Source organism: Bradyrhizobium sp. RDI18, from assembly GCF_043203335.1.
Classification (GTDB): Bacteria; Pseudomonadota; Alphaproteobacteria; order Rhizobiales; family Xanthobacteraceae; genus Bradyrhizobium; species Bradyrhizobium retamae.
Map to the genome: position 1 here is coordinate 885,033 of NZ_JBICRN010000008.1, position 19,058 is coordinate 904,090.

Consider the following 19,058-nt stretch of genomic DNA (forward strand, 5'->3'; position numbering starts at 1 on the left):
TCGGTCTCCGTGAATCAATGGGCGTGTTCGAGTCGATGGCCGAGGGCGAAGCCGCCCAGCTTCCAATTTTGGTCGTAGATCGCGAGGGAGGGATGTGCCTTCGGCTGCCACGATCGACCCGCTTCGACGGCGATCGACACGGGGACGGCAGGGAAGACGTTCACCGTCGTCCCCTCGCCGTGGGCGAGCTTGATGTCATCGAGCGTCTTGCGGAAGAGCTTGGCGAAGGCAGCGATGTCCTCTGGACGACGCACGATGTCGTTGTGCGCGCCGGCGGCGGAGATCGACCAGATCGACGCGTCAGGACCGAGAACCTTCACCACGCGCTCGTCCACCACGGGGGCGCTGATCTCGAGCTTCAGGGCGACGGGGCCGTTCGTCTGCGCCGGACGCTGCAGGTCGTAGCGGACGGCAGGCGAGGAGGGATCCCACTTCCAGCCCTTGGGATCGCGCAGCAACTGCCGGACGTCGGCGGTGGAGATGTCGGAGATCAGCCGGCCGAGTTCGAACAACAGCGGAATCGGGGCGAGGCCGAAGACGGCGAGACGCTTGATCTCCTGGCGCTCCATGCGGCCGCGGACCTTTTCGTTAAAGACGGTCTGCAGATTCTTCACGTGCGTCGGCCAATAGGCGGGATCGTCGTCGCGGAGCTCGAGGGTGACGAGGTCGAGGTCGATCCAGCCGTCGTCGAGCGGGTAGCGCTCGGGGATCATCGACCATTTTACCGTGCCCTTTTCGACGGGCGACTCGTTCGCGCCGATCTTCGCGGCGTACCGGATGACGTGGCTGCCGAGATCCTCGTCGATGCCGCCGACGATGCGGATGCGGGTCTCATGGCGCGATTTCATCTCGCCGAGGACGTCGACGGAATGCGCGTCGATCATTTCGCGATCGATGACGCGGTGGTGCTCGTCGCAGACGAGCATCAGGTTGTCCGGATCGTGGGCGAGCTTGGGCGAAAGGATCGGATCGCCGCGCGGCCCTTCCGGTGAATCCCCCACGACGTGCGCGATGTAGGATTTGTTGGCGTTGCGGGCACCTGAGATCTGCTCTCCGATCAGCAGCTTGTTGCAGCCTGCGTACTGGCACCGACCTGCGGCTCGGCCCCACACTATGTTCTGGATCTTGGGCGGGATGGCTTTGCGGGTTGGCTTTTTGTTCGTCGCCGGCGCGCCGCGCGGCCCGGTGCGGCTCGGCTCCGGCGGCTGGTTTTCCTCGACCTCTGCAACCTCGCTCATGACGTACATCCCGAGCGATTCACGACTCGTTCGTCGCGCCATTTTCGCGGCGAGCCGAAGCGCGCCGCGATCTGGAGTTGATCGCGGGCGAGGGGGCCATTGCCGGGCTCCCCGCGAAGGCGCTTGCCTATATCGAGAGAATCGAGCTTCCTGCGCCGCGTGGTTGCGACGACCTCGCTTGGTCGCGTCGTAGTGTCTATGCAGACCAGCGCCGTCATCAGACGGGCGAAGTGCGCGGGCGCCTCCGTCCGTCAAGTTGACGGATCGGCGGCAGCGCGCAGCAGCATCGCGCGATGGAATGTTCGAGGTCCCCATGTTCAGCCCCATTTGCGCCCGCGTTTTGACGGCTTGAGCGCCTTATTCCTTTAAGATGGTATTAGCCGGCTGTCTTTTCAATATGTTGATACCGTCCATCTTTTGACTACTAGATATTGACAATACGCGAATCATGCGGGCCGCTTTTGACGTTTCTACGCTGAGTAGTTGTTGCGGCTCTGAGCAATCAGATTTCGATCGAGAGAAAGGCAGTAAGAGCCTGCAGCATCTTTAATTTTCTAGCAGCAGGGCGGAGGCGGACTGCTCAGGAATCGAACCGGTGGTCATCATCGGCCAGGTCGACGCCGAACTAACGTCGGAGTCCCGAAAACGACCTCGAGGATCGCGAAGTCTGGATCTTATGGAAGGCCATTCGAGGTGTTCAGGATCAGCGGCGCGAGCCAGGTACGTTCCAGAGCGGACAGAGTTTGGGCGAGGCCAGCAGACTCGGGCGATCCACCGAGTATACCCCAAGATGGGCGACAGCTGCCTGGCGTCGCTCTCTTAGGTGTCCTGTGCTAACCTATCTGCGTCCTCGAACAGCAACATCGCCACCTGATCATCGCGACCATATTTCTCCAGGCCGTGCTGGAGAAGTAGGCGACCGCGGATAAGGGACGCAATTCCGCTGCAACAAAATGGACCGAAACCAACGATTGGGCGAGCTCTGGCTTGAAGTGCTCGCAGCCGAGCGAGGCGTCGCCGATGGAACCGTGAAGGCCTACGTCGGAGATCTCGACTGCTATTTACGATTTCTAGGGCGACGCGGGCTTTGCATCGTCGACGTGCGCCAGCAGGTCCTCGAAGACTATTTCGGCTATCTCAACGAGCGTGAGTATGCCGACAAGACCATCGAAGGTCGGCGCACCGTCATCCGGGCCTTGCACCGCTTCCTTGTGACTGAGGGCCTCGCCTCCGAAGATCCAACCACCCAGCTTGCCCCTATGCGCCGGCGGCGACGCATTCCCACGGCACTGTCGGTCGAAGAAGTGGGGCGGCTCCTAGACACGGCACATCAGGCGGCGAACTGCGCATCCGGGGGGCTGTATAAGCGGGCGAGTTACGCGCGCAGGGCCGCATTGCTGGAAACGCTCTACGCGTCGGGAATGCGAATCAGCGAGGCCGTCCGCCTTCCTGCCCAGGCGGCACTCACCAAGTTCGCGCATCTGTTAATTAGGGATAGGGACGACAAGGAGCGCATCGTACCGCTGCATAAGACCGCGCTCGAAGCAATCGGCCTTTGGCGGCGGCTGGCCAATGAATACGGTACGAGTTCCGGCACCTGGCTCTTCCACTCAGTTCGCGACGGAAAAAAGCATCTGACATCGCGAGCGGCAGAATTCGAAGTCAAGGAGGCCGCCATCGTCGCGGGCCTGAACAGGCCCGATCTCGTCACACCACGTGTTCTTCGGCACGCGTTCGCCACACACATGCTTGCCAACGGAGCCGACATGCGCGTGGTGCAGACGCTCTTGGGGCATGCCGATCTCGAGACCACCGAGATCTACACCCATGTCCAGACTGTAACGCAGGGATCGGGCTTTAAAATCTGAAGGGGGAATCGCCGGATGAGCGGGAGCAGGGCACGGTTGAGTGCGCGACGAAGCCCCGCGCCGCAGCAGTCAACATTTGATGGGGGCGACACCTTGTAAGCCTAGAAACCGGCGGAAATCGCCATTGGCTTCGCGCCGTCATCCGACCTGATCACCGCATGCAAGCCATGCGGATCGCTCCTGCGGCGACCTCGACAATCGAGGCGGACCGCCAACGTCCCGGAGGTGTCGGAAGCCTCGATGATGACGGTCGCATCGCTGATGGCAGCCATCACCCGATTCCGCACCGGAAAGTTCGAACGAAAAACTCGGTCACGCGCTCTGAAGGGAGAGAGCAGCAATGGTGCGCGTAGATTTGTTGCTGAAGCGCCGCGTGGCAGCTTCATCCGATAAGACGAAAGTAAGCTGGACTCGACCGGGATAGCAAGGCCGCGGAATATACCGGGCGACCTTCATTCGGACTTGTCGGGGAGCGGGCCGGCATCGACCTCACCGAGCAGTCAAGGCGAACGACAGCGGGGTCGCCGATACAAAGTAGACTCAAATAGAGCTCGAATGACTCAGATCGAACCGTAAACGACACGAGGCGTCAGTGCCGGATGCGCGAAATTCGCATAAGGTATATTATGGAATATTAATATCTACAACATGACAGTCCTGATCTGCTGCGTCCCGGCCATACCTATTGCCGACGCTTGCTGACGCTGCAATAAGCGCGCGAGCGCGGCGATCGCTGACGATCCCCGTGGATCGCAGGTCCGTGTCTCGGACCTCAAGAACAATAACTCTCAAGGGAGAACTGGAATGAGCTTTTCACGACGCACGCTTCTCAAGGCATCTGCTGCGTCAGCGGTTTTGGGTGGCATCGGCGCACCGTTAGTGGCGCGAGCCCAGACCGCCGAATTTACCTACAAATACGCCAATAATCTTCCGGACGGCCATCCCATGAACGCCCGCGCCAAGGAAATGGCCGCGGCGATCAAGGCCGAGACCAACGGCCGGTTCGATCTGCAGATTTTCCCGAACAACCAGCTCGGTTCCGATACGGACATGCTGAGCCAGATCAGGTCGGGCGGCGTCGAGTTTTTCACGCTCTCGGGACTCATTTTGGCGACGCTGGTGCCGGCGGCGTCCATCAGCGGCATCGGCTTCGCATTCCCGGATTACGACACGGTCTGGAAGGCCATGGACGGGGGCTTGGGGGCTTATGTCCGCGGCGAGATCACCAAGGCGAACCTCGTGGTGATGGATAAGATCTGGGATAACGGCTTCCGCCAGACCACATCCTCGACCAAGGCCATTAGCGGCCCGGAGGATCTCAAGGGCTTCAAGATCCGGGTGCCGGTGTCGCCGCTCTGGACCTCGATGTTCAAGGCGTTCGATGCAGCGCCCGCCTCGATCAATTTCAGCGAGGTTTATTCGGCGCTACAGACCAAGATCGTCGAGGGCCAGGAAAACCCGTTGGCGATCATCTCGACCGCCAAACTATACGAAGTGCAGAAGTTCTGCTCGCTGACGAATCATATGTGGGACGGCTTCTGGTTCCTGGCGAACCGCCGCGCCTGGGAAAAGCTGCCGGAGGATGTCAGGACGATCGTCGCCAAGAATATCAATGCGGCGGCCATCAAGGAGCGCGAGGACGTCGCCAAGCTGAACGCCGGGCTGCAGCAGGAACTGGCCGGCAAGGGCCTCACGTTCAACCAGCCCAACGTGACGCCGTTCCGCGACAAGCTGCGCTCGGCCGGCTTCTACGCGGAATGGAAAGGTAAATACGGCGACCAGGCCTGGGAGCTGCTCGAGAAATCCGTGGGCAAGCTGTCCTAAGCGCATGTGAGGGGCCGTCGTGGCTCATGCCGAACTGAGTGAAGTGGTTGGCGGTGAGGTGGCTCAGCCCCCTCGCCGCCGTTCGTTGCTGGCGTCGATCGAGCACACCCTGGGAATGCTGGTCGAGCTTCCCGCAGCGCTGCTGGTCGTCGCCGAAATCGTCATCCTGTTTGCCGGCGTGGTGGCGCGCTACGCGCTGCACCGGCCGCTGATCTGGTCTGACGAACTGGCCTCAATCCTGTTCCTGTGGCTCGCCATGCTCGGCGCCGCGGTTGCGTTCCGACGCGCCGAGCATATGCGGATGACGGCGGTCGTCGCCAACGCGAAGCCCGCGATGCGCGCCTATCTCGATCTGGTGGCGACAGCCGCCGCCCTGGCGTTTCTTATCCTGATCGCCTGGCCGGCTTATGAATACGCCTACGAGGAAAGCTACATCACCACGCCTGCATTGCAGATCCTCAATAGTTGGCGTGCCGCGGCGCTGCCGGTCGGCATTGCCCTGATGGCACTGTTTGCTTTCCTGCGTCTGGCCCGTGTCGGCAACATTCGCACGGTGCTGGGCGCGATCCTGTCGGTTGCACTTGTCATCGCGATATTCTGGCTGCTCAGGGGCTCGCTCAAGCCGCTCGGCAACCTCAATCTGATCATCTTCTTTGTCGGCGTGGCCGGCTTCTGCGTGTTTGCCGGCGTACCGATCGCGTTCGGCTTTGGCTTGGCGACCTACGGTTATCTGGCGCTGACCACGGGCACGCCGCTGATGGTGCTGGTCGGGCGCATGGACGAAGGCATGAGCCACCTCATCCTCTTGTCGGTGCCGCTGTTCGTGTTCCTGGGCCTGCTGATCGAAATGACCGGCATGGCGCGCGCCATGGTGGCGTTCCTGGCGAGCTTGCTCGGCCATGTCCGCGGCGGGCTGCATTACGTGCTGGTCGGCGCGATGTATCTGGTGTCGGGCATCTCCGGCTCCAAGGCCGCTGACATGGCCGCCGTGGCGCCGGTGCTGTTTCCCGAGATGAAGGCGCGCGGCGCCAAGCCGGGCGATCTGGTCGCCCTCCTCTCCGCTACGGGCGCGCAGACCGAGACTATTCCGCCGAGCCTCGTGCTGATCACCATCGGCTCGGTCACCGGCGTCTCGATCGCCGCGCTGTTCACCGGCGGCCTGTTGCCGGGCCTGGTGCTGGCAATCACGCTGTCGGCGCTGGTGTGGTGGCGTTACCGGAACGAGGATCTGCGGCACGTCACGCGGGCCAGCGTCACCGAGATCGTCCGCGCGTTTGCCATCGCCCTGCCCGCGATCGCGCTGCCGTTCGTGATCCGCTACGCGGTGGTCGAAGGCATTGCGACCGCAACCGAGGTTTCCACCATCGGCATCGTATATGCCTTTGTCGTCGGCTACCTGATTTACGGCCTCTTGATCTACCGCAATTTCGACTGGCGGCGGATCGTGCCAATGTTGGTCGAGACCGCGTGCCTGTCGGGCGCGATCTTGCTGATCATCGGCTGCGCTACCGGCATGGCCTGGGGCCTCACGCAGTCCGGCTTTTCGCGGACGCTGGCGGCCGCCATGACCGGCCTGCCCGGTGGCTCGGCGACGTTCATCGCCGTCTCGATCGTGGCCTTCGTGATCCTGGGCAGCGTGCTTGAGGGGATTCCTGCGATCGTGCTGTTCGGGCCGTTATTGTTTCCGATCGCCCGTGCGGTCGGCGTCCACGAGGTCCATTACGCGATGATCGTTATTCTCGCGATGGGTATCGGGCTATTCGCGCCGCCCTTCGGAGTGGGCTATTATGCGGCCTGCGCCATCGGACGCGTCGATCCGGCCGAGGGTATCCGGCCGATCTGGGGTTACCTGCTGGCGCTGATGGTCGGCCTGATTATCGTGGCGATCTTCCCGTGGATTTCCATCGGGTTCCTGTAAGGTCAAACCTTTGTAGATGGGACACAGCCAATGAGCGCAGCCCAGAGCCAGTATTCGATCGGATTGGACAAGACGCCGGCGAACTACGTACCGCTGACGCCGCTGAGTTTCCTCGCCCGCAGCGCCGCCGTTTATCCCGATCACGTCAGCACGGTCTATGAAGGCCGCAGCTTTACCTGGGCCGAGACCTATGCGCGCTGCCGACGCTTTGCGTCGTGGCTCGCCGCGCGGGGTATTGGCATCGGCGACACGGTTGCGGCAATGTTGCCCAACGTTCCCGCGATGAACGAAGTGCATTTCGCCGTGCCGATGGCGGGTGCGGTGCTGAATGCGCTGAACATACGGCTCGACGCGCCCTCGATTGCCTTCCAGCTCGACCATGGCGGCGCAAAAATCATCCTGGTCGATCCTGAATTTGCCGGCGTGATTGCGGAAGCGCTGACGCTGATGAATGGGCCAAAGCCCTTCGTCGTCGATGTCGATGATGTGGCGTTTGCAGGCGGCAAGCGGATTGGTGAGATCGAGTACGAGGCGGCGGTCGCGGCGGGCGATCCGGCCTTCATCGCAAGGCTTCCCGGCGATGAATGGGACGCGATTGCGCTCAGCTATACCTCGGGCACAACGGGAAACCCGAAAGGCGTCGTTACTCATCACCGCGGCGCTTATCTCAATGCTGTCAGCAATATTCTGGCCGGCAATCTCGGCCAGCATCCCGTGTATCTCTGGACGCTGCCGATGTTTCATTGCAACGGCTGGTGCTTCCCGTGGACGGTCGCGGCCGCTGCCGGTATCAATGTCTGCCTGCGCAAGGTCGATCCGGCAAAAATCTTCGAGCTGATCGCGAAGCACGGCGTCACCCACATGTGCGGTGCACCGATCGTCTACAACACGCTGATCAACGCGCCCGGTGCGCCCAAGGGTGACAAGGCTCGCCGCGTGGTCGGGTTGATCGCGGGCGCCGCACCTCCGGTTGCCGTGCTCGAGGGTGCCGAGAGCATCGGCATCAAGCTGACGCACGTCTATGGCCTGACCGAAGTCTACGGCCCCGCCTCCGTCTGCGCTGAGCAGCCGGGCTGGGACGAACTGCCAGCCGACCAGCGCGCGCAGCTCAAGCGCCGGCAGGGCGTGCCCTACCCGCTGGAGGAAGCCGTCACCGTGCTCGACCCGCAGACTATGCAGGAAGTGCCGCGCGATGGCGAAACCATCGGCGAGGTCATGTTCCGCGGCAATATCGTGATGAAGGGCTATCTGAAGAACGAGAAGGCGACGCAGGAAGCCTTCGCCGGTGGCTGGTTTCACACCGGCGATCTCGGCGTGCTCGACGAGCATGGCTACGTCATCATCAAGGACCGTTCCAAGGACATCATCATATCAGGCGGCGAGAACATCTCCTCCGTCGAGGTCGAGGACGTCCTCTACAAGCACCCGGCCGTGCTGTTTGCCGCCGTGGTTGCCAAACCCGACCCGAAATGGGGCGAAGTGCCCTGCGCTTTCGTCGAACTGAAGGAAGGCGCCAAGGCGACGGAGGCCGAGATCATCGCCTTCTGCCGCAGCCATATGTCCGGCTTCAAGACCCTGAAGGCCGTGGTGTTCGGCCCGATCCCGAAGACCTCCACCGGCAAGATTCAAAAATTCATGCTGCGCAATCAGGTGGAATCGGCGAAGGCGATATCGGCGTGACCGTTATTGCGAGCGAAGCGTGACGGGCGGATAGTACTGCGGCGCTTCGGTCCGCTCGTACATTCCGTAATCGCGCATGACCTCGAAAACGCGGAAATACTCGGTTGTCGGATCGGCAAACAGCCGGGCGCCGAATTCGATGCCGGCTTGATCGTCTGGTAGATCGATCAAATGCGCGAAGTGCCCGTCACGATAGACGCTCTTGAACGCGTCGCGGCGCCATCCAGTCTCTGCCGGAAGCGTGGCGTTCTTCGATTCAGCCGCCAGCACATAAGTCGGCTTGCGCCTTGCGGGATCGTTGTAGGGCGTGCGCCGCTCGGGCTGCCAGATCGGCTGGCCGGACTTTGCTTCGTGGATCACCTGGGCGACCCGGATGCGATAGTCCGAAAAGACCTTCTCGCGGCCGATCGTCTGGACGTCGTGATGGTGAGCATGGGCTCGCCACGCCGTCAGGGCCCCCTCGTCCTGCCATATCTGATACGACAGCAGCAGGTTCTCTCGCGTCAAACTCCTGAAGCGATCTATGAAGAGACAACCGCCCATCGCTTCCAACTCGGGCTTTAGCGAGGCCGCAAGATCGAGATAATGATCCCGATGCCCGGGCCTTGTCTGGACTTCAAAGAACAGACCAATCATCGACGTCCCTCCGCGTCCGGCGCGCAGACTTGCCGCGGCAGACTCAGCCCGCGCTGTTCAGCGTCAGCCGCAAGCCATCATAGGCCGGGATCACGCCCGGCGGCAGGCTCTGGCGCAATACCTCGTAGTCGAGGTCGGAATGCATGTTGGTGATGACAGCCTGCTTCGGCTTGAAGCGCTCGATCCAGGACAGCGCGTCGTTGACGCTGAAATGGCTGGGATGCCCGGCATAGCGCAGCCCGTCGATGATCCAGAGATCGAGGTTTCGCAACGCAGGCCAGCTCTCTTCGGGAATGTCGTGGAGATCGGGCGTGTAGGCGGCGTTGCCGATGCGGAAGCCGAGCGCGGGAATTCTGCCGTGGTGAACCAGGAAAGCGGAAAGCTTCACCGGCCCGCCCTTCCCTTCGGTCTCATGACTCTCGCCGGCTTCGATCGCGTGGCGCGTCAGGATCGGCGGATAGTCGCTGCCCTCCGGCGAGATGAAGCAATAGGAGAACCGCGCCATGATGTCTTTGGCGGTCGACTGGTTGAAGTAGACGGGAATGCGGCGGCGCTGGTGCAGCACGACCGAACGCAGATCGTCGATGCCATGGGTCTGGTCGGCGTGCTCATGGGTCAAAAACACTGCGTCGATGTGATCGACCTCCGCATCGATCAACTGCTCGCGCAGATCGGGCGAGGTGTCGATCACGATCCGCGTGGTGCCGTGGGCACCCGTCCGCTCGACCAGCAGCGAGCAACGGCGGCGGCGGTTCTTGGGATTGTTGGGATCGCAGGCGCCCCAGCCGAGCGCCGGGCGGGGCACACCGGCGGAAGAACCACAGCCGAGGATCGTCAGCGTCAGCATCATGCCGCAACCTTCGGCGCCGGCACTTTGGAGAACAGGCGGAAGAAGTTTTCGGTCGTCTGCCGCGAAATCTCTTCCAGAGAGACGCCGCGCGTTTCCGCCAGCACTTTGGCGACTTCGACCACGTAAGACGGCTCGTTGCGCTTGCCGCGAAATTTGCCGGGCGCCAGATAGGGCGAGTCGGTTTCGACCATGATCCGGTCGGCCGGGAGTTCGGCGGCGAGCTCGCGCAAGGCTTCCGACTTCTTGAACGTCAAAATGCCCGTGAACGAGATCGACAGGCCCAACGCAATTGCCTTCATCGCCAGCTCGCGTCCGCCGGTGTAGCAATGCAGCACCGCCCGGAACGCTCCCTTTGCCACTTCGTCTTCGAGAATACGGCCGCAATCCTCGTCGGCTTCGCGGGTGTGAATGACCAGCGGCAGGCCCGTGGCGCGCGCGGCCGCGATATGTGCGCGAAAGCCGCGCTCCTGCGCCTCGCGGGAGCCGTGCTCATAAAAATAATCAAGCCCCGCCTCCCCCAACGCCACGATCTTCGGATGCTTCGTCAGCTCGATCAGCTCACTGGCCGGAATGCCGTCTTCTTCATCGGCCTGATGCGGATGAGTGCCGACCGAGCAATAGACGTTGGGGAACCGCTCGGCGATCGCGAGCAGTCCGCCGAGTCGCTTCACCCGGGTCGAAATCGTGACGATACGACCGATCCCGGCGGCCTCGGCGCGCGCAACGATGGCGTCGAGATCCTCGGCAAAATCCGGGAAGTCGAGATGGCAGTGGCTGTCGACGAGCATGGCTTGCAAACGGCTCAATCCACCTTTGGTTCGACGTAGCGCGGAAATACGCCGACCGGCGGCGGCAGCGTCGTTCCCGGCTTAATCCGCGTGGCAAGCGCCGCGAAATCGCGCGCTTGCTTCTCGTTGGGAATGCCGAGGCTATCCAGCAGCTTGGCCGACGCATCCGGCATCACCGGCTGCGTCAGAATCGCGACCTGACGCACCACCTCCGCCGTCACGTACAGCACGGTTTTCTGTCTGTCAGGATCGGTCTTGGCCAGCGCCCAGGGTGCCTCGCCCGCGAAATAGCGGTTGGCCTCTGCCACCACGGCCCACACCGCGTTCAGCCATTGATGGATCTGTTGGGTCGCCATCGCGGTGCGCGAGGTTTCCAGCATGGCGTCGGCCTGCGCCAGGATCGCCTTGTCGTTATCGGTGAACTCACCGGGCTCCGGCAGCACGCCGCCAAGCTGCTTTGCGATCATCGACAGCGAGCGTTGCGCCAGATTGCCGAGATCGTTGGCGAGGTCGGCGTTGATGCGCGCCACGATGGCTTCATGGCTGTAATTGCCGTCCTGTCCGAACGGCACTTCGCGCAGGAAGAAATAGCGCATCTGGTCGACGCCATACTGGTCGGCCAGATTGAAGGGATCGACGACGTTGCCGACCGATTTTGACATCTTCTCGCCCCTGCTGAACAGGAAGCCGTGCGCGTAAACCCGCTTCTGCACGGGAATGCCGGCTGACATCAGGAACGCCGGCCAGTACACCGCGTGGAAGCGAATAATGTCTTTGCCGATGACGTGGACGTCCGCCGGCCAGTAGCGCCAATTCGGATCGTTTTCGTCGGGAAAGCCTACGCCTGTGATGTAGTTGGTCAGCGCATCGACCCAGACATACATCACATGCTCGGGATCGTTCGGCACCTTGACGCCCCAGTCGAACGTCGTGCGCGAAATCGACAGATCCTTCAGACCGCTCTTTACGAAACTGATGACCTCGTTGCGGCGTGAATCCGGGCCGACGAAATCCGGTTGGCTTTCGTAGAGCTGCAGCAAGCGGTCCTGATAGGCGGATAGCTTGAAGAAGTAGCTTTTCTCCTCGACCCACTCGACCGGCGAACCCTGCGGGCCACGGCGCACATTGTCCTCGCCGAGGACGGTTTCCTCCTCGGCGTAATAGGCTTCGTCGCGCACCGAATACCAGCCGGAATAGGTATCGATATAGATATCGCCATTCTGCTGCATCCGGTCCCAGACCACCTGAACCGAGCGGTGATGGTCAGGCTCCGTGGTGCGGATGAAGCGGTCGAACGAGACGTTGAGGCGCTCGTCCATCTCCTTGAACCGGCCGGCATTGCGCGCGGCCAGCTCAGCGACGCCCATTCCCTCGGCTTCAGCGGTTTGCACCATCTTGAGGCCGTGCTCGTCGGTGCCGGTGAGGAAAAAGACGTCCTTGCCGTTGAGCCGCTGAAACCGCGCGAGCGCATCGGTCGCAATCGCCTCATAGGCGTGGCCGATATGCGGAAGGCCGTTCGGATAGGCGATCGCGGTCGTGATGAAGTAGGTGTCGCGTTCGGCGGCCGCTGCCGGCCTGGCGACGGGAGCCGGCTTTGCGCGTGGCGCGGTGGGCTTCGGACTTTCTGCCACGGGCACCGCTTGAACGGCAGGGCTCGCTTCCCGCGGTGTTACCGCACGCTTCTTCGACGGAGTTTTCGTAACGGATTTCTTCGCCGACTTTTTGACAGCTTTCTTGGTCGACTTCTTCGCCGCTTTCTTCGAAGCCTTCCTTGCGGCCTTCTTCGAAGCCTTGCCCGCCTTCTTCACGACGCGCTTGCTCTTCGTCGCACTTTTCCTGGCTGCACGCTTTTTCGCCGCCGCCTTCTTGCTGGCGCTAGCGGGCGGCGATTTGCGAACCTTCTTCGCCTTGCGCTTTTTCGAAGCTTTCCTTGCAGCCGTCGCCACCACGAATTCCTTTATTGCTCATAGATTGTCGGGATTGATATCCGGCGGAGGTTACCGCGTCGCGTCCGCGAGCATCCCGAACACCGAGAAAACCAGCGGTTTTCGCTCCAAATTATACGCTTTCGGTGTCGCGCGCGGCGCGGATGATCTTTTCCCATACCTCCGCCAGCCGTGCAAGGCGGGGCAGATCTGCATTGGCGTCGCCAGCGCGCAGCTTTTCGCCGATCCAGCGATCGATGCCGTCGATGAAAGCAGCCAGCGCCACCCGGTCGCTGGTGCCCAGCGCATCGCCAAGCGCATGCAGCTCGCGCGGATCGACCTGCGGCAGCGTCGCCAGCAGTGCCGCGGTCCGCTGCTGCAGCTTCAGCGCGTCGCCGCCGAGCAGCGTCAGTGCGCGGGACACGCTCCCCTCCGAGGCATCGGCAGCTTCCGATAACGCGGGATCATCGGGTGCGATGTCGGCGGCTCGCGCAGCCGCGCGCACGACGTCGCTAGTCGCGAGCGGCCGCAGCGGCAGCTTGCGGCAGCGGGACAGGATCGTGGGCAGGGCCCGCGCTGGCGAATGGCTGACGAGCAGAAACAGCGATCGGTGCGGCGGCTCCTCGAGAATCTTGAGCAGCGCGTTGGCGGCGTTTGGATTGAGCTCGTCTACGGTGTCGACAATACATATGCGCCAGCCGTCGACCGCCGCGGTCGAGCCAAAAAACGAAATCGTCTCCCGCGTCTCATCCACGGTGATGACTGTCCGCATCACACCGCGATCGTTGAGGCCTCGCTCCAGCACCAACAGGCCACCATGGGCGCCGGCGGTGATCTGACGCGCGACCGGACCGTGAGGGTCGAGGGCCAGCGTTTCGGCGCGCTGCACCGAAGGTAGCAATGGATTGGGATTGGCAAGCACGAAGCGGGCCATGCGGTAGGCCAGCGTCGCCTTGCCGATGCCCTGCGGGCCGCCGATCAGCCAGGCATGCGGAATGCGGCCGCTGCGATAGGCGTTCAGCAAGGCCATCTCCGCCTCGCGGTGACCGAACAGATCGGCCGTTTCGCGAGGATGTGTGACCGCCTTCGCCTGGTCGACCTTCCGCGCGCTCATGCCGTTCCCGCCGGGCTCGGGACCGCAAACACATGGGCGCGCAACGCCGTCCAGACGCGGGCAGCAACCGTGTCGGTATCGGCATTGGCGTCGATCAGCACGCAGCGCTGCGGGTCTTCGGCGGCGATTTGCCTGTAGGCATTGCGCAGGTCCTGATGGAATTTCAGGTCTTCCGACTCGAACCGGTCAGGTACGCCGCTGCCGCGGCGAGCGGCCGCGCGCTGCAAACCAACTTCAACCGGGATGTCCAGAATGATGGTGAGGTCCGGCTTCAAATCACCGATGGTGACGCGCTGCATGGCGTTGAGCACGAGCGGAGAGACCTGCCCCAGGCTGCCCTGGTAGGCGCGGGTGGAATCCGAGAAGCGGTCGCACAGCACCCATGTTCCCTGGCTAAGGGCGGGCTGGATGACGGTGCGAACGTGATCGTCGCGGGCTGCCGCAAACAGCAACGTCTCGGCGTCCGGCCCGAGCAGCTTGCCCATTCCCGACAGCACGAGATGCCGCATGATTTCGGCGCCCGGCGAGCCGCCCGGCTCGCGGGTGACGATGGTACGCAGCTTTGCCGCGGCAAGGCGCTCGGCGAGTTTCTTGATCTGCGTGGACTTGCCCGAGCCCTCGCCGCCTTCAAACGTAATGAACTTCCCGCGTCCGGAAGGCCGCTGCAGCGTTGCCTGGGTCATGCTCAGAGCTTCTCTGCGCTCGCGCGGAACATGCCGATCACGAGCTCGCTGACCCCGTCGATTGCGCGACGCACGGTCGAACCGGTGCCGATCGCTTCAGCGGCATAGACCGGTGCCTCCACGGCGATATTGGCGCCGCGCCAAACCTTGACGACGCCGACCGGCTGGCCGGATTGGATCGGCGCCTGGACCGGGCCCTTGTAAACGATGCGCGCGATCAATTTCTCATTGCCGCTCTTCGGCACCATCACCTTGATCGGCTCGGGGCTGGCAAGCTTCACCGAGCGGCTTTCGCCGCCAAACACCTTGGCGTAGCCGACCTGCTGGTTGGCCGCGAACAGCGTGCGCGTCTCGAAATTGCGAAAACCCCATTCCAGCATCTTCTTGGCCTCCGAGGCACGATCGTCGGGATCATCTAGTCCGTTGATCGCGACAATCAGCCTCGTGTCGTTCTGCACGGCCGAGCCGACCATGCCGTAGCCGCCCTCCTTGGTGTAGCCGGTCTTCAACCCGTCGGCACCATTTAGCGTGTTCAGCAGTGGATTGCGGTTCTGTTGCCGAATCTTGTTCCAGGTGAATTCTCTCTCCGAACAATTTGTACGTGTCGGGATAGGCCAGGATCAGGTGGCGGGCGAGTTTGGCCAGTTCGCGAACCGTCATCTTGTTGGCAGGGTCCGGCAGCCCGCTGGAGTTTCCGAAGGTCGATTTCGTCAGGCCGAGTTCGCGCGCCCGTTTGGTCATGAAGTCGGCGGCAAAAATCCGCTCGTTGCCGGCCATGCCTTCGGCAAGCGCAATGCAGGAATCGTTGCCGCTCTGGATGATCGCGCCCTTCAGCAGGTCGTCCACCGATACCTTGCTGTTGAGAATGGCAAACATGGTCGAGCCGCCGGCCGGCGCGCCGCCCTTGCGCCAGGCGTTCTCGCTGATCCGATATTCGTCTGTCGGTTTGACCTTGCCCTGCTTGATGGCATCGAACACCACCTCGACCGTCATCAGCTTCATCATGCTGGACGGCGCCCGCAGTTCGTCGGCGTTCTTCTCGAACAGCACGCTGCCGCTGGAAGCCTCGACCAGGATCGCGGTCGGCGCATCGCCGTCAAAGCCGCCGTCGTCCTTCTTCGCAGCGCCCTGTACGCTGTTGTTGGCGGCATACACGATGCCGCCCCAGCCGACCGAGAGCGCGAAGACGGCGGCCATCAGGCGGCGCCACGGGATGATGGCCGCCGTGTCGGATTTGCGGAAAACGGAAGTCTCTGCTGCCATCGGCGATGTCCTGAATCCGTGCGTTGTAACAGTTGGAAGTATCGCAAACAACACAGGTTTTTGGACTTGTGGCCGTGTCGATCTGATTGCGGTGCCGAACGAAGAAACGTATCGTTGCGATGCTGCAATTTCCGGACAGGATACGAAAAACAGGGCGGAAACGCGATGCCAACCTCACGCACTATTTCCGTCAACGGGCTCGACTTCTTTGTCTTCGAACAGGGCCAGGGGCCGCTGGTGCTGCTCTGCCATGGCTGGCCCGAGTTATCCTACTCCTGGCGGCACCAGGTCGGAGCCATCGCGGAGGCCGGATTCCATGTCGTAGCCCCCGACATGCGCGGGTTCGGCCGGACCAGCGTGCCGGAGGACGTCGGCGCCTACACCATCTTCCACAATGTCGGCGACATGGTCGCGCTGGTGGCGGCGCTTGGTGAAAAGCAGGCCGTCATTGTCGGCCATGACTGGGTGCGCCGGTCGCCTGGCACGCGGCGATGTTCCGGCCCGATATCTTTACCAAGGTGGCGGGCCTCAGTGTTCCTCCCCTTCCCGCGGACGCGGCCTGCCGCTGGAGACCTTGCGAAACAACGGCATCACCAATTTCTATTGGCAGTATTTTCAGGCGCCGGGCGTGGCAGAGGCCGAATTCGAGCGCGATGTCGCAGCGACCATGCAGATCGTGCTGGCCGGGCGCGGGTTCTCCGATCCGGCGGCCCACCAATTTGTTCAGGAGGGCAAGGGATTTCTCGCCGGCGCCGATCCGCATCGGCCATTACCAAGCTGGCTGACCGAGGCCGACCTAGCCTATTTCACGGCCGTCTATCAAGAGTCCGGCTTTCGCGGCGGACTGAATTGGTATCGCAATATCGACCGCAATTGGGAACTGACCGCACCCTGGCAGGGCGCGCAAATCTACCAGCCGTCGCTGTTCATCGCGGGATCGAACGATGGCGTCATCACCGGGCTGATCGGCGCCAAGCTGGTCAACGAGATGGAGCGGGTGCTGCCGAACTTGCGGCAAAAGCTCATCCTCGACGGGGCCGGTCACTGGATTCAGCAGGAGCGGCCTGATGAGGTCAACACCGCCCTGATCGGCTTCCTGAAGGAGTTGCTATAGGAGTAGCTATTTTTTGACCCGTTTTCTTGACGCGAACCGGGTGCCACCCACGGATCAAGTCCAAGGGCATGCTTCGCCTGAAACACTATCTAGTACAGCCCTCGCCCGCTGAGGACCTCGCTCGGACCACGTGGATCGACCGGCAGGTAAGCCTGGCGCGGTGCTACATAGCTGGCCTCGTTCTCGTAGGACACGGCGCGCGGATTTTCCGTGGCACGGCCACGCGTGCGACTGGAAGCCGACATTTCCGAGGTCGCGTTGATCGATGCGTGGTCCGCTGAGGTATTGCCGAGGCTATAGGGTCGCCCCTCCGGCATTGGCACCTCACCCCGGATTCGGCCGGCGGACGACGGCATCTCGGGAACAAACGGACGGGCCGAAGCGACCCGAACCGTGGCCGGGGACGGCGCGGGTTCGCCGGTCCGCAGCGTCGCCAGGAGCTGGCGGTCGTCGGAACCTTCAAGCGGGGCCCGGCCGACATATTCAACGCGGACCTTGGCGACGCCATTTGCTTTGAAATCAAGCAGTTCCGCCGCCTTGTTCGAGACGTCGATAAGGCGGTTGCCGTGATAAGGGCCACGGTCGTTGACCCGGACGATCAGCGACTTGCCGTTCCGGGTATTGGTGACGCGGGCGTAGCTCGGGATCGGCAGCGTCGGATGGGCGGCCGTCAGCGAGGTCATGTCGAAAACCTCGCCATTGGCGGTCAGCCGGCCGTGGAAATCGTCGCCATACCAGGAAGCCATTCCCTCGGCGCGATAGTTCGGATCCTCTTCCGGCACATAGACCCGGCCTGCGACGGTGTAGGGCTTGCCGATACGGTAAGTTCCCCCGCCCTTCGGTACGGGCTCTCCGAACGCCACCACGCGAGGGCTGGAGGAGACGCCGTATTTGGGATCGATCCGCCTGGCGAATTTGTCCGACGAGGCGCAATTGGCAAGGACAAGGCATGTTGCCAGGGCAACAGTACCACGAGCTGCCAGAACGATCGTTGTTGGCCGTCGAATCCCCATAACCCCAACTACCATTTCCAGCGGCCGACCGCCTATGTCGAAGCGTTGCGGCCTTACCCCACGATGCGGCCCACCTCCGCATCACATGATGAAGATATCGCAACCCGAACACGGCGGAAATGGGGTCTGGTCCCGCGTGGTGAATGAATGGTTGCTTCGCGCTCCTTGAACTATGGGCGCAACGCTTCGATTCACTGTGTATGCGCCCTTCGTCATCGCCTTCCTGTGCCGCTTTCAGACAATCTGTTGCACCAAATCATCACTCACGACCGATATGCGATTCCAGCCCGTGAATCTTTTTGACTGTGCAACGATGCAGTCGTTTTGTGCGTTGCAGGGGCGCAAAGGATTTGTGCGATGATCGAGACAGTAACAGCGTTGATGGGCCTGGTGAGCGCAGGCATTTTCCTTGCCCATGCGTTTGAAGGCTATCGTTCCAGAGCGTGAGTTTTGACGGCCGGCGGCGGTAGCCGCCCGGGCTTCAGCGATAAATGGCTCGGTAGTTCCGATCGGGGATTCGGAAAAGGTCTAATGAGTTCGGACGAGCATCGGATGTGGTAGGTGTCTCATGCGCAACCACGACATCGTCTCCAACGGATTTCTTGCGCTGGCGACTGCCAGCTTCGTGCTGCTGTGCTCCAGCCTGCTGGCCGTTGCGTTCGGTTAAACAGCAGGTAGCCGAACAAATTGCGGCGTCCCGGCCAGAATTAGCAAGCGCCGCTCTAGGCCGACGCCGCCCCTCCCGCGTTTTTGCCCGGAGCATGTGACGTGCTCGATACAGCGTGTGTGAGTTGCGGGAGCGGAGGCATCGACCGCGCCCCGTTCCTCGACGTTGTCTCCACGATGCGGAGCGTGGCTTGCGCCCGCCGGTCGATTTGCGGAGTGCATTGATAATGCCGTCGGACGACTGTCGGTCTTGCCCTACCGCACGACGGCGTCTTCCTGGCTTGGGCTCCCCAAAATCCGATTTCTTCTCTTGTGTTTTCACCTTCGCATCGGCTAAGCGCTTGATCGTAAAGGCAAGGAAGGGTGGCCGAGTGGTTTAAGGCACCGGTCTTGAAAACCGGCGTGCCTGCAAGGGTACCGTGGGTTCGAATCCCACCCCTTCCGCCAATTTTAAGCAAAATCAATCCTTACCTTCAGT

Annotated in this window: 12 protein-coding genes, 1 tRNA gene and 3 pseudogenes; 6 read left to right on the top strand and 10 right to left on the bottom strand. The window is 62.2% G+C overall.

Features of this window, described 5'->3' with window-relative positions; all coding sequences use genetic code 11:
* Positions 1–14: 14 nt before the first annotated feature.
* Positions 15–1,238 (bottom strand): SAVED domain-containing protein, encoded by a 1,224-nt coding sequence (locus ACFXS9_RS13040; RefSeq protein WP_392689415.1) that lies wholly within the window; start codon positions 1,236–1,238, stop codon positions 15–17.
* 971 nt (positions 1,239–2,209) lie between these two features.
* On the opposite strand from ACFXS9_RS13040, the gene ACFXS9_RS13045 reads away from it, so the two are divergent.
* Entirely contained in the window at positions 2,210–3,106 is an 897-nt protein-coding gene (locus ACFXS9_RS13045; protein ID WP_392689417.1) for a tyrosine-type recombinase/integrase, read from the top strand.
* A 101-nt stretch (positions 3,107–3,207) separates the two neighbouring features.
* On the opposite strand, the gene ACFXS9_RS13050 is transcribed toward ACFXS9_RS13045, so the two are convergent.
* Positions 3,208–3,492, bottom strand: coding sequence for a DNA-processing protein DprA (locus ACFXS9_RS13050; RefSeq protein ID WP_392689419.1), 285 nt, complete (start codon positions 3,490–3,492; stop codon positions 3,208–3,210).
* A 418-nt stretch (positions 3,493–3,910) separates the two neighbouring features.
* Between ACFXS9_RS13050 and ACFXS9_RS13055 the strand changes: the two genes are divergently transcribed.
* Genes ACFXS9_RS13055 through ACFXS9_RS13065 form a run of 3 tightly spaced genes read left to right on the top strand, consistent with a single transcriptional unit; the run spans position 3,911 to position 8,528 of the window.
* Complete coding sequence (locus ACFXS9_RS13055; RefSeq protein ID WP_392689421.1) at positions 3,911–4,930, top strand: TRAP transporter substrate-binding protein; 1,020 nt, start codon at positions 3,911–3,913, stop codon at positions 4,928–4,930.
* A gap of 19 nt (positions 4,931–4,949) precedes the next feature.
* Complete coding sequence (locus ACFXS9_RS13060) at positions 4,950–6,848, top strand: TRAP transporter large permease subunit (RefSeq protein WP_392689423.1); 1,899 nt, start codon at positions 4,950–4,952, stop codon at positions 6,846–6,848.
* A 30-nt stretch (positions 6,849–6,878) separates the two neighbouring features.
* Positions 6,879–8,528 (top strand): acyl-CoA synthetase, encoded by a 1,650-nt coding sequence (locus ACFXS9_RS13065; RefSeq protein WP_392689425.1) that lies wholly within the window; start codon positions 6,879–6,881, stop codon positions 8,526–8,528.
* 3 nt (positions 8,529–8,531) lie between these two features.
* On the opposite strand, the gene ACFXS9_RS13070 is transcribed toward ACFXS9_RS13065, so the two are convergent.
* The 7 genes and pseudogenes from ACFXS9_RS13070 to ACFXS9_RS13100 form a co-directional block, all read right to left on the bottom strand.
* A complete protein-coding gene (locus tag ACFXS9_RS13070) occupies positions 8,532–9,164 on the bottom strand; it encodes an antibiotic biosynthesis monooxygenase family protein (RefSeq protein WP_392689427.1) in 633 nt (210 codons plus the stop codon).
* A gap of 43 nt (positions 9,165–9,207) precedes the next feature.
* A complete protein-coding gene (locus tag ACFXS9_RS13075) occupies positions 9,208–10,014 on the bottom strand; it encodes an MBL fold metallo-hydrolase (protein WP_392689429.1) in 807 nt (268 codons plus the stop codon).
* Positions 10,011–10,802, bottom strand: coding sequence for a TatD family hydrolase (locus tag ACFXS9_RS13080; RefSeq protein WP_392689431.1), 792 nt, complete (start codon positions 10,800–10,802; stop codon positions 10,011–10,013). The genes ACFXS9_RS13075 and ACFXS9_RS13080 overlap by 4 nt, the downstream gene beginning before the upstream one ends.
* Before the next feature lie 14 nt (positions 10,803–10,816).
* The gene (gene metG / locus ACFXS9_RS13085; protein ID WP_392689433.1) at positions 10,817–12,748 is read right to left on the bottom strand and encodes a methionine--tRNA ligase; all 1,932 of its coding nucleotides are present in this window, start codon (positions 12,746–12,748) and stop codon (positions 10,817–10,819) included.
* 51 nt (positions 12,749–12,799) lie between these two features.
* Positions 12,800–13,841: pseudogene (locus ACFXS9_RS13090) on the bottom strand (DNA polymerase III subunit delta').
* Positions 13,838–14,524, bottom strand: coding sequence for a dTMP kinase (tmk, locus tag ACFXS9_RS13095; RefSeq protein WP_392689435.1), 687 nt, complete (start codon positions 14,522–14,524; stop codon positions 13,838–13,840). The pseudogene ACFXS9_RS13090 and the gene tmk overlap by 4 nt, the downstream one beginning before the upstream one ends.
* A gap of 2 nt (positions 14,525–14,526) precedes the next feature.
* Positions 14,527–15,721, bottom strand: a pseudogene (locus ACFXS9_RS13100) (D-alanyl-D-alanine carboxypeptidase family protein).
* A gap of 231 nt (positions 15,722–15,952) precedes the next feature.
* Here ACFXS9_RS13100 and ACFXS9_RS13105 point away from each other — a divergent pair.
* Positions 15,953–16,901: pseudogene (locus tag ACFXS9_RS13105) on the top strand (alpha/beta fold hydrolase).
* A gap of 89 nt (positions 16,902–16,990) precedes the next feature.
* Here ACFXS9_RS13105 and ACFXS9_RS13110 read toward each other — a convergent pair.
* A complete protein-coding gene (locus ACFXS9_RS13110) occupies positions 16,991–17,914 on the bottom strand; it encodes a septal ring lytic transglycosylase RlpA family protein (protein ID WP_392689437.1) in 924 nt (307 codons plus the stop codon).
* 1,023 nt (positions 17,915–18,937) lie between these two features.
* Here ACFXS9_RS13110 and ACFXS9_RS13115 point away from each other — a divergent pair.
* Positions 18,938–19,027 (top strand) — tRNA-Ser (locus ACFXS9_RS13115).
* Positions 19,028–19,058 lie beyond the last annotated feature (31 nt).

What these genes read in the sequence shown, in the direction of transcription:
- ACFXS9_RS13040 (WP_392689415.1), bottom strand. Translation starts at nt 1,238, where the DNA reads ATGAGCGAGGTTGCAGAGGTCGAGGAAAACCAGCCGCCGGAGCCGAGC.
- ACFXS9_RS13050 (WP_392689419.1), bottom strand. Translation starts at nt 3,492, where the DNA reads ATGAAGCTGCCACGCGGCGCTTCAGCAACAAATCTACGCGCACCATTG.
- ACFXS9_RS13055 (WP_392689421.1), top strand. Translation starts at nt 3,911, where the DNA reads ATGAGCTTTTCACGACGCACGCTTCTCAAGGCATCTGCTGCGTCAGCG.
- ACFXS9_RS13065 (WP_392689425.1), top strand. Translation starts at nt 6,879, where the DNA reads ATGAGCGCAGCCCAGAGCCAGTATTCGATCGGATTGGACAAGACGCCG.
- ACFXS9_RS13070 (WP_392689427.1), bottom strand. Translation starts at nt 9,164, where the DNA reads ATGATTGGTCTGTTCTTTGAAGTCCAGACAAGGCCCGGGCATCGGGAT.
- ACFXS9_RS13075 (WP_392689429.1), bottom strand. Translation starts at nt 10,014, where the DNA reads ATGATGCTGACGCTGACGATCCTCGGCTGTGGTTCTTCCGCCGGTGTG.
- ACFXS9_RS13080 (WP_392689431.1), bottom strand. Translation starts at nt 10,802, where the DNA reads ATGCTCGTCGACAGCCACTGCCATCTCGACTTCCCGGATTTTGCCGAG.
- tmk (WP_392689435.1), bottom strand. Translation starts at nt 14,524, where the DNA reads ATGACCCAGGCAACGCTGCAGCGGCCTTCCGGACGCGGGAAGTTCATT.
- ACFXS9_RS13110 (WP_392689437.1), bottom strand. Translation starts at nt 17,914, where the DNA reads ATGGGGATTCGACGGCCAACAACGATCGTTCTGGCAGCTCGTGGTACT.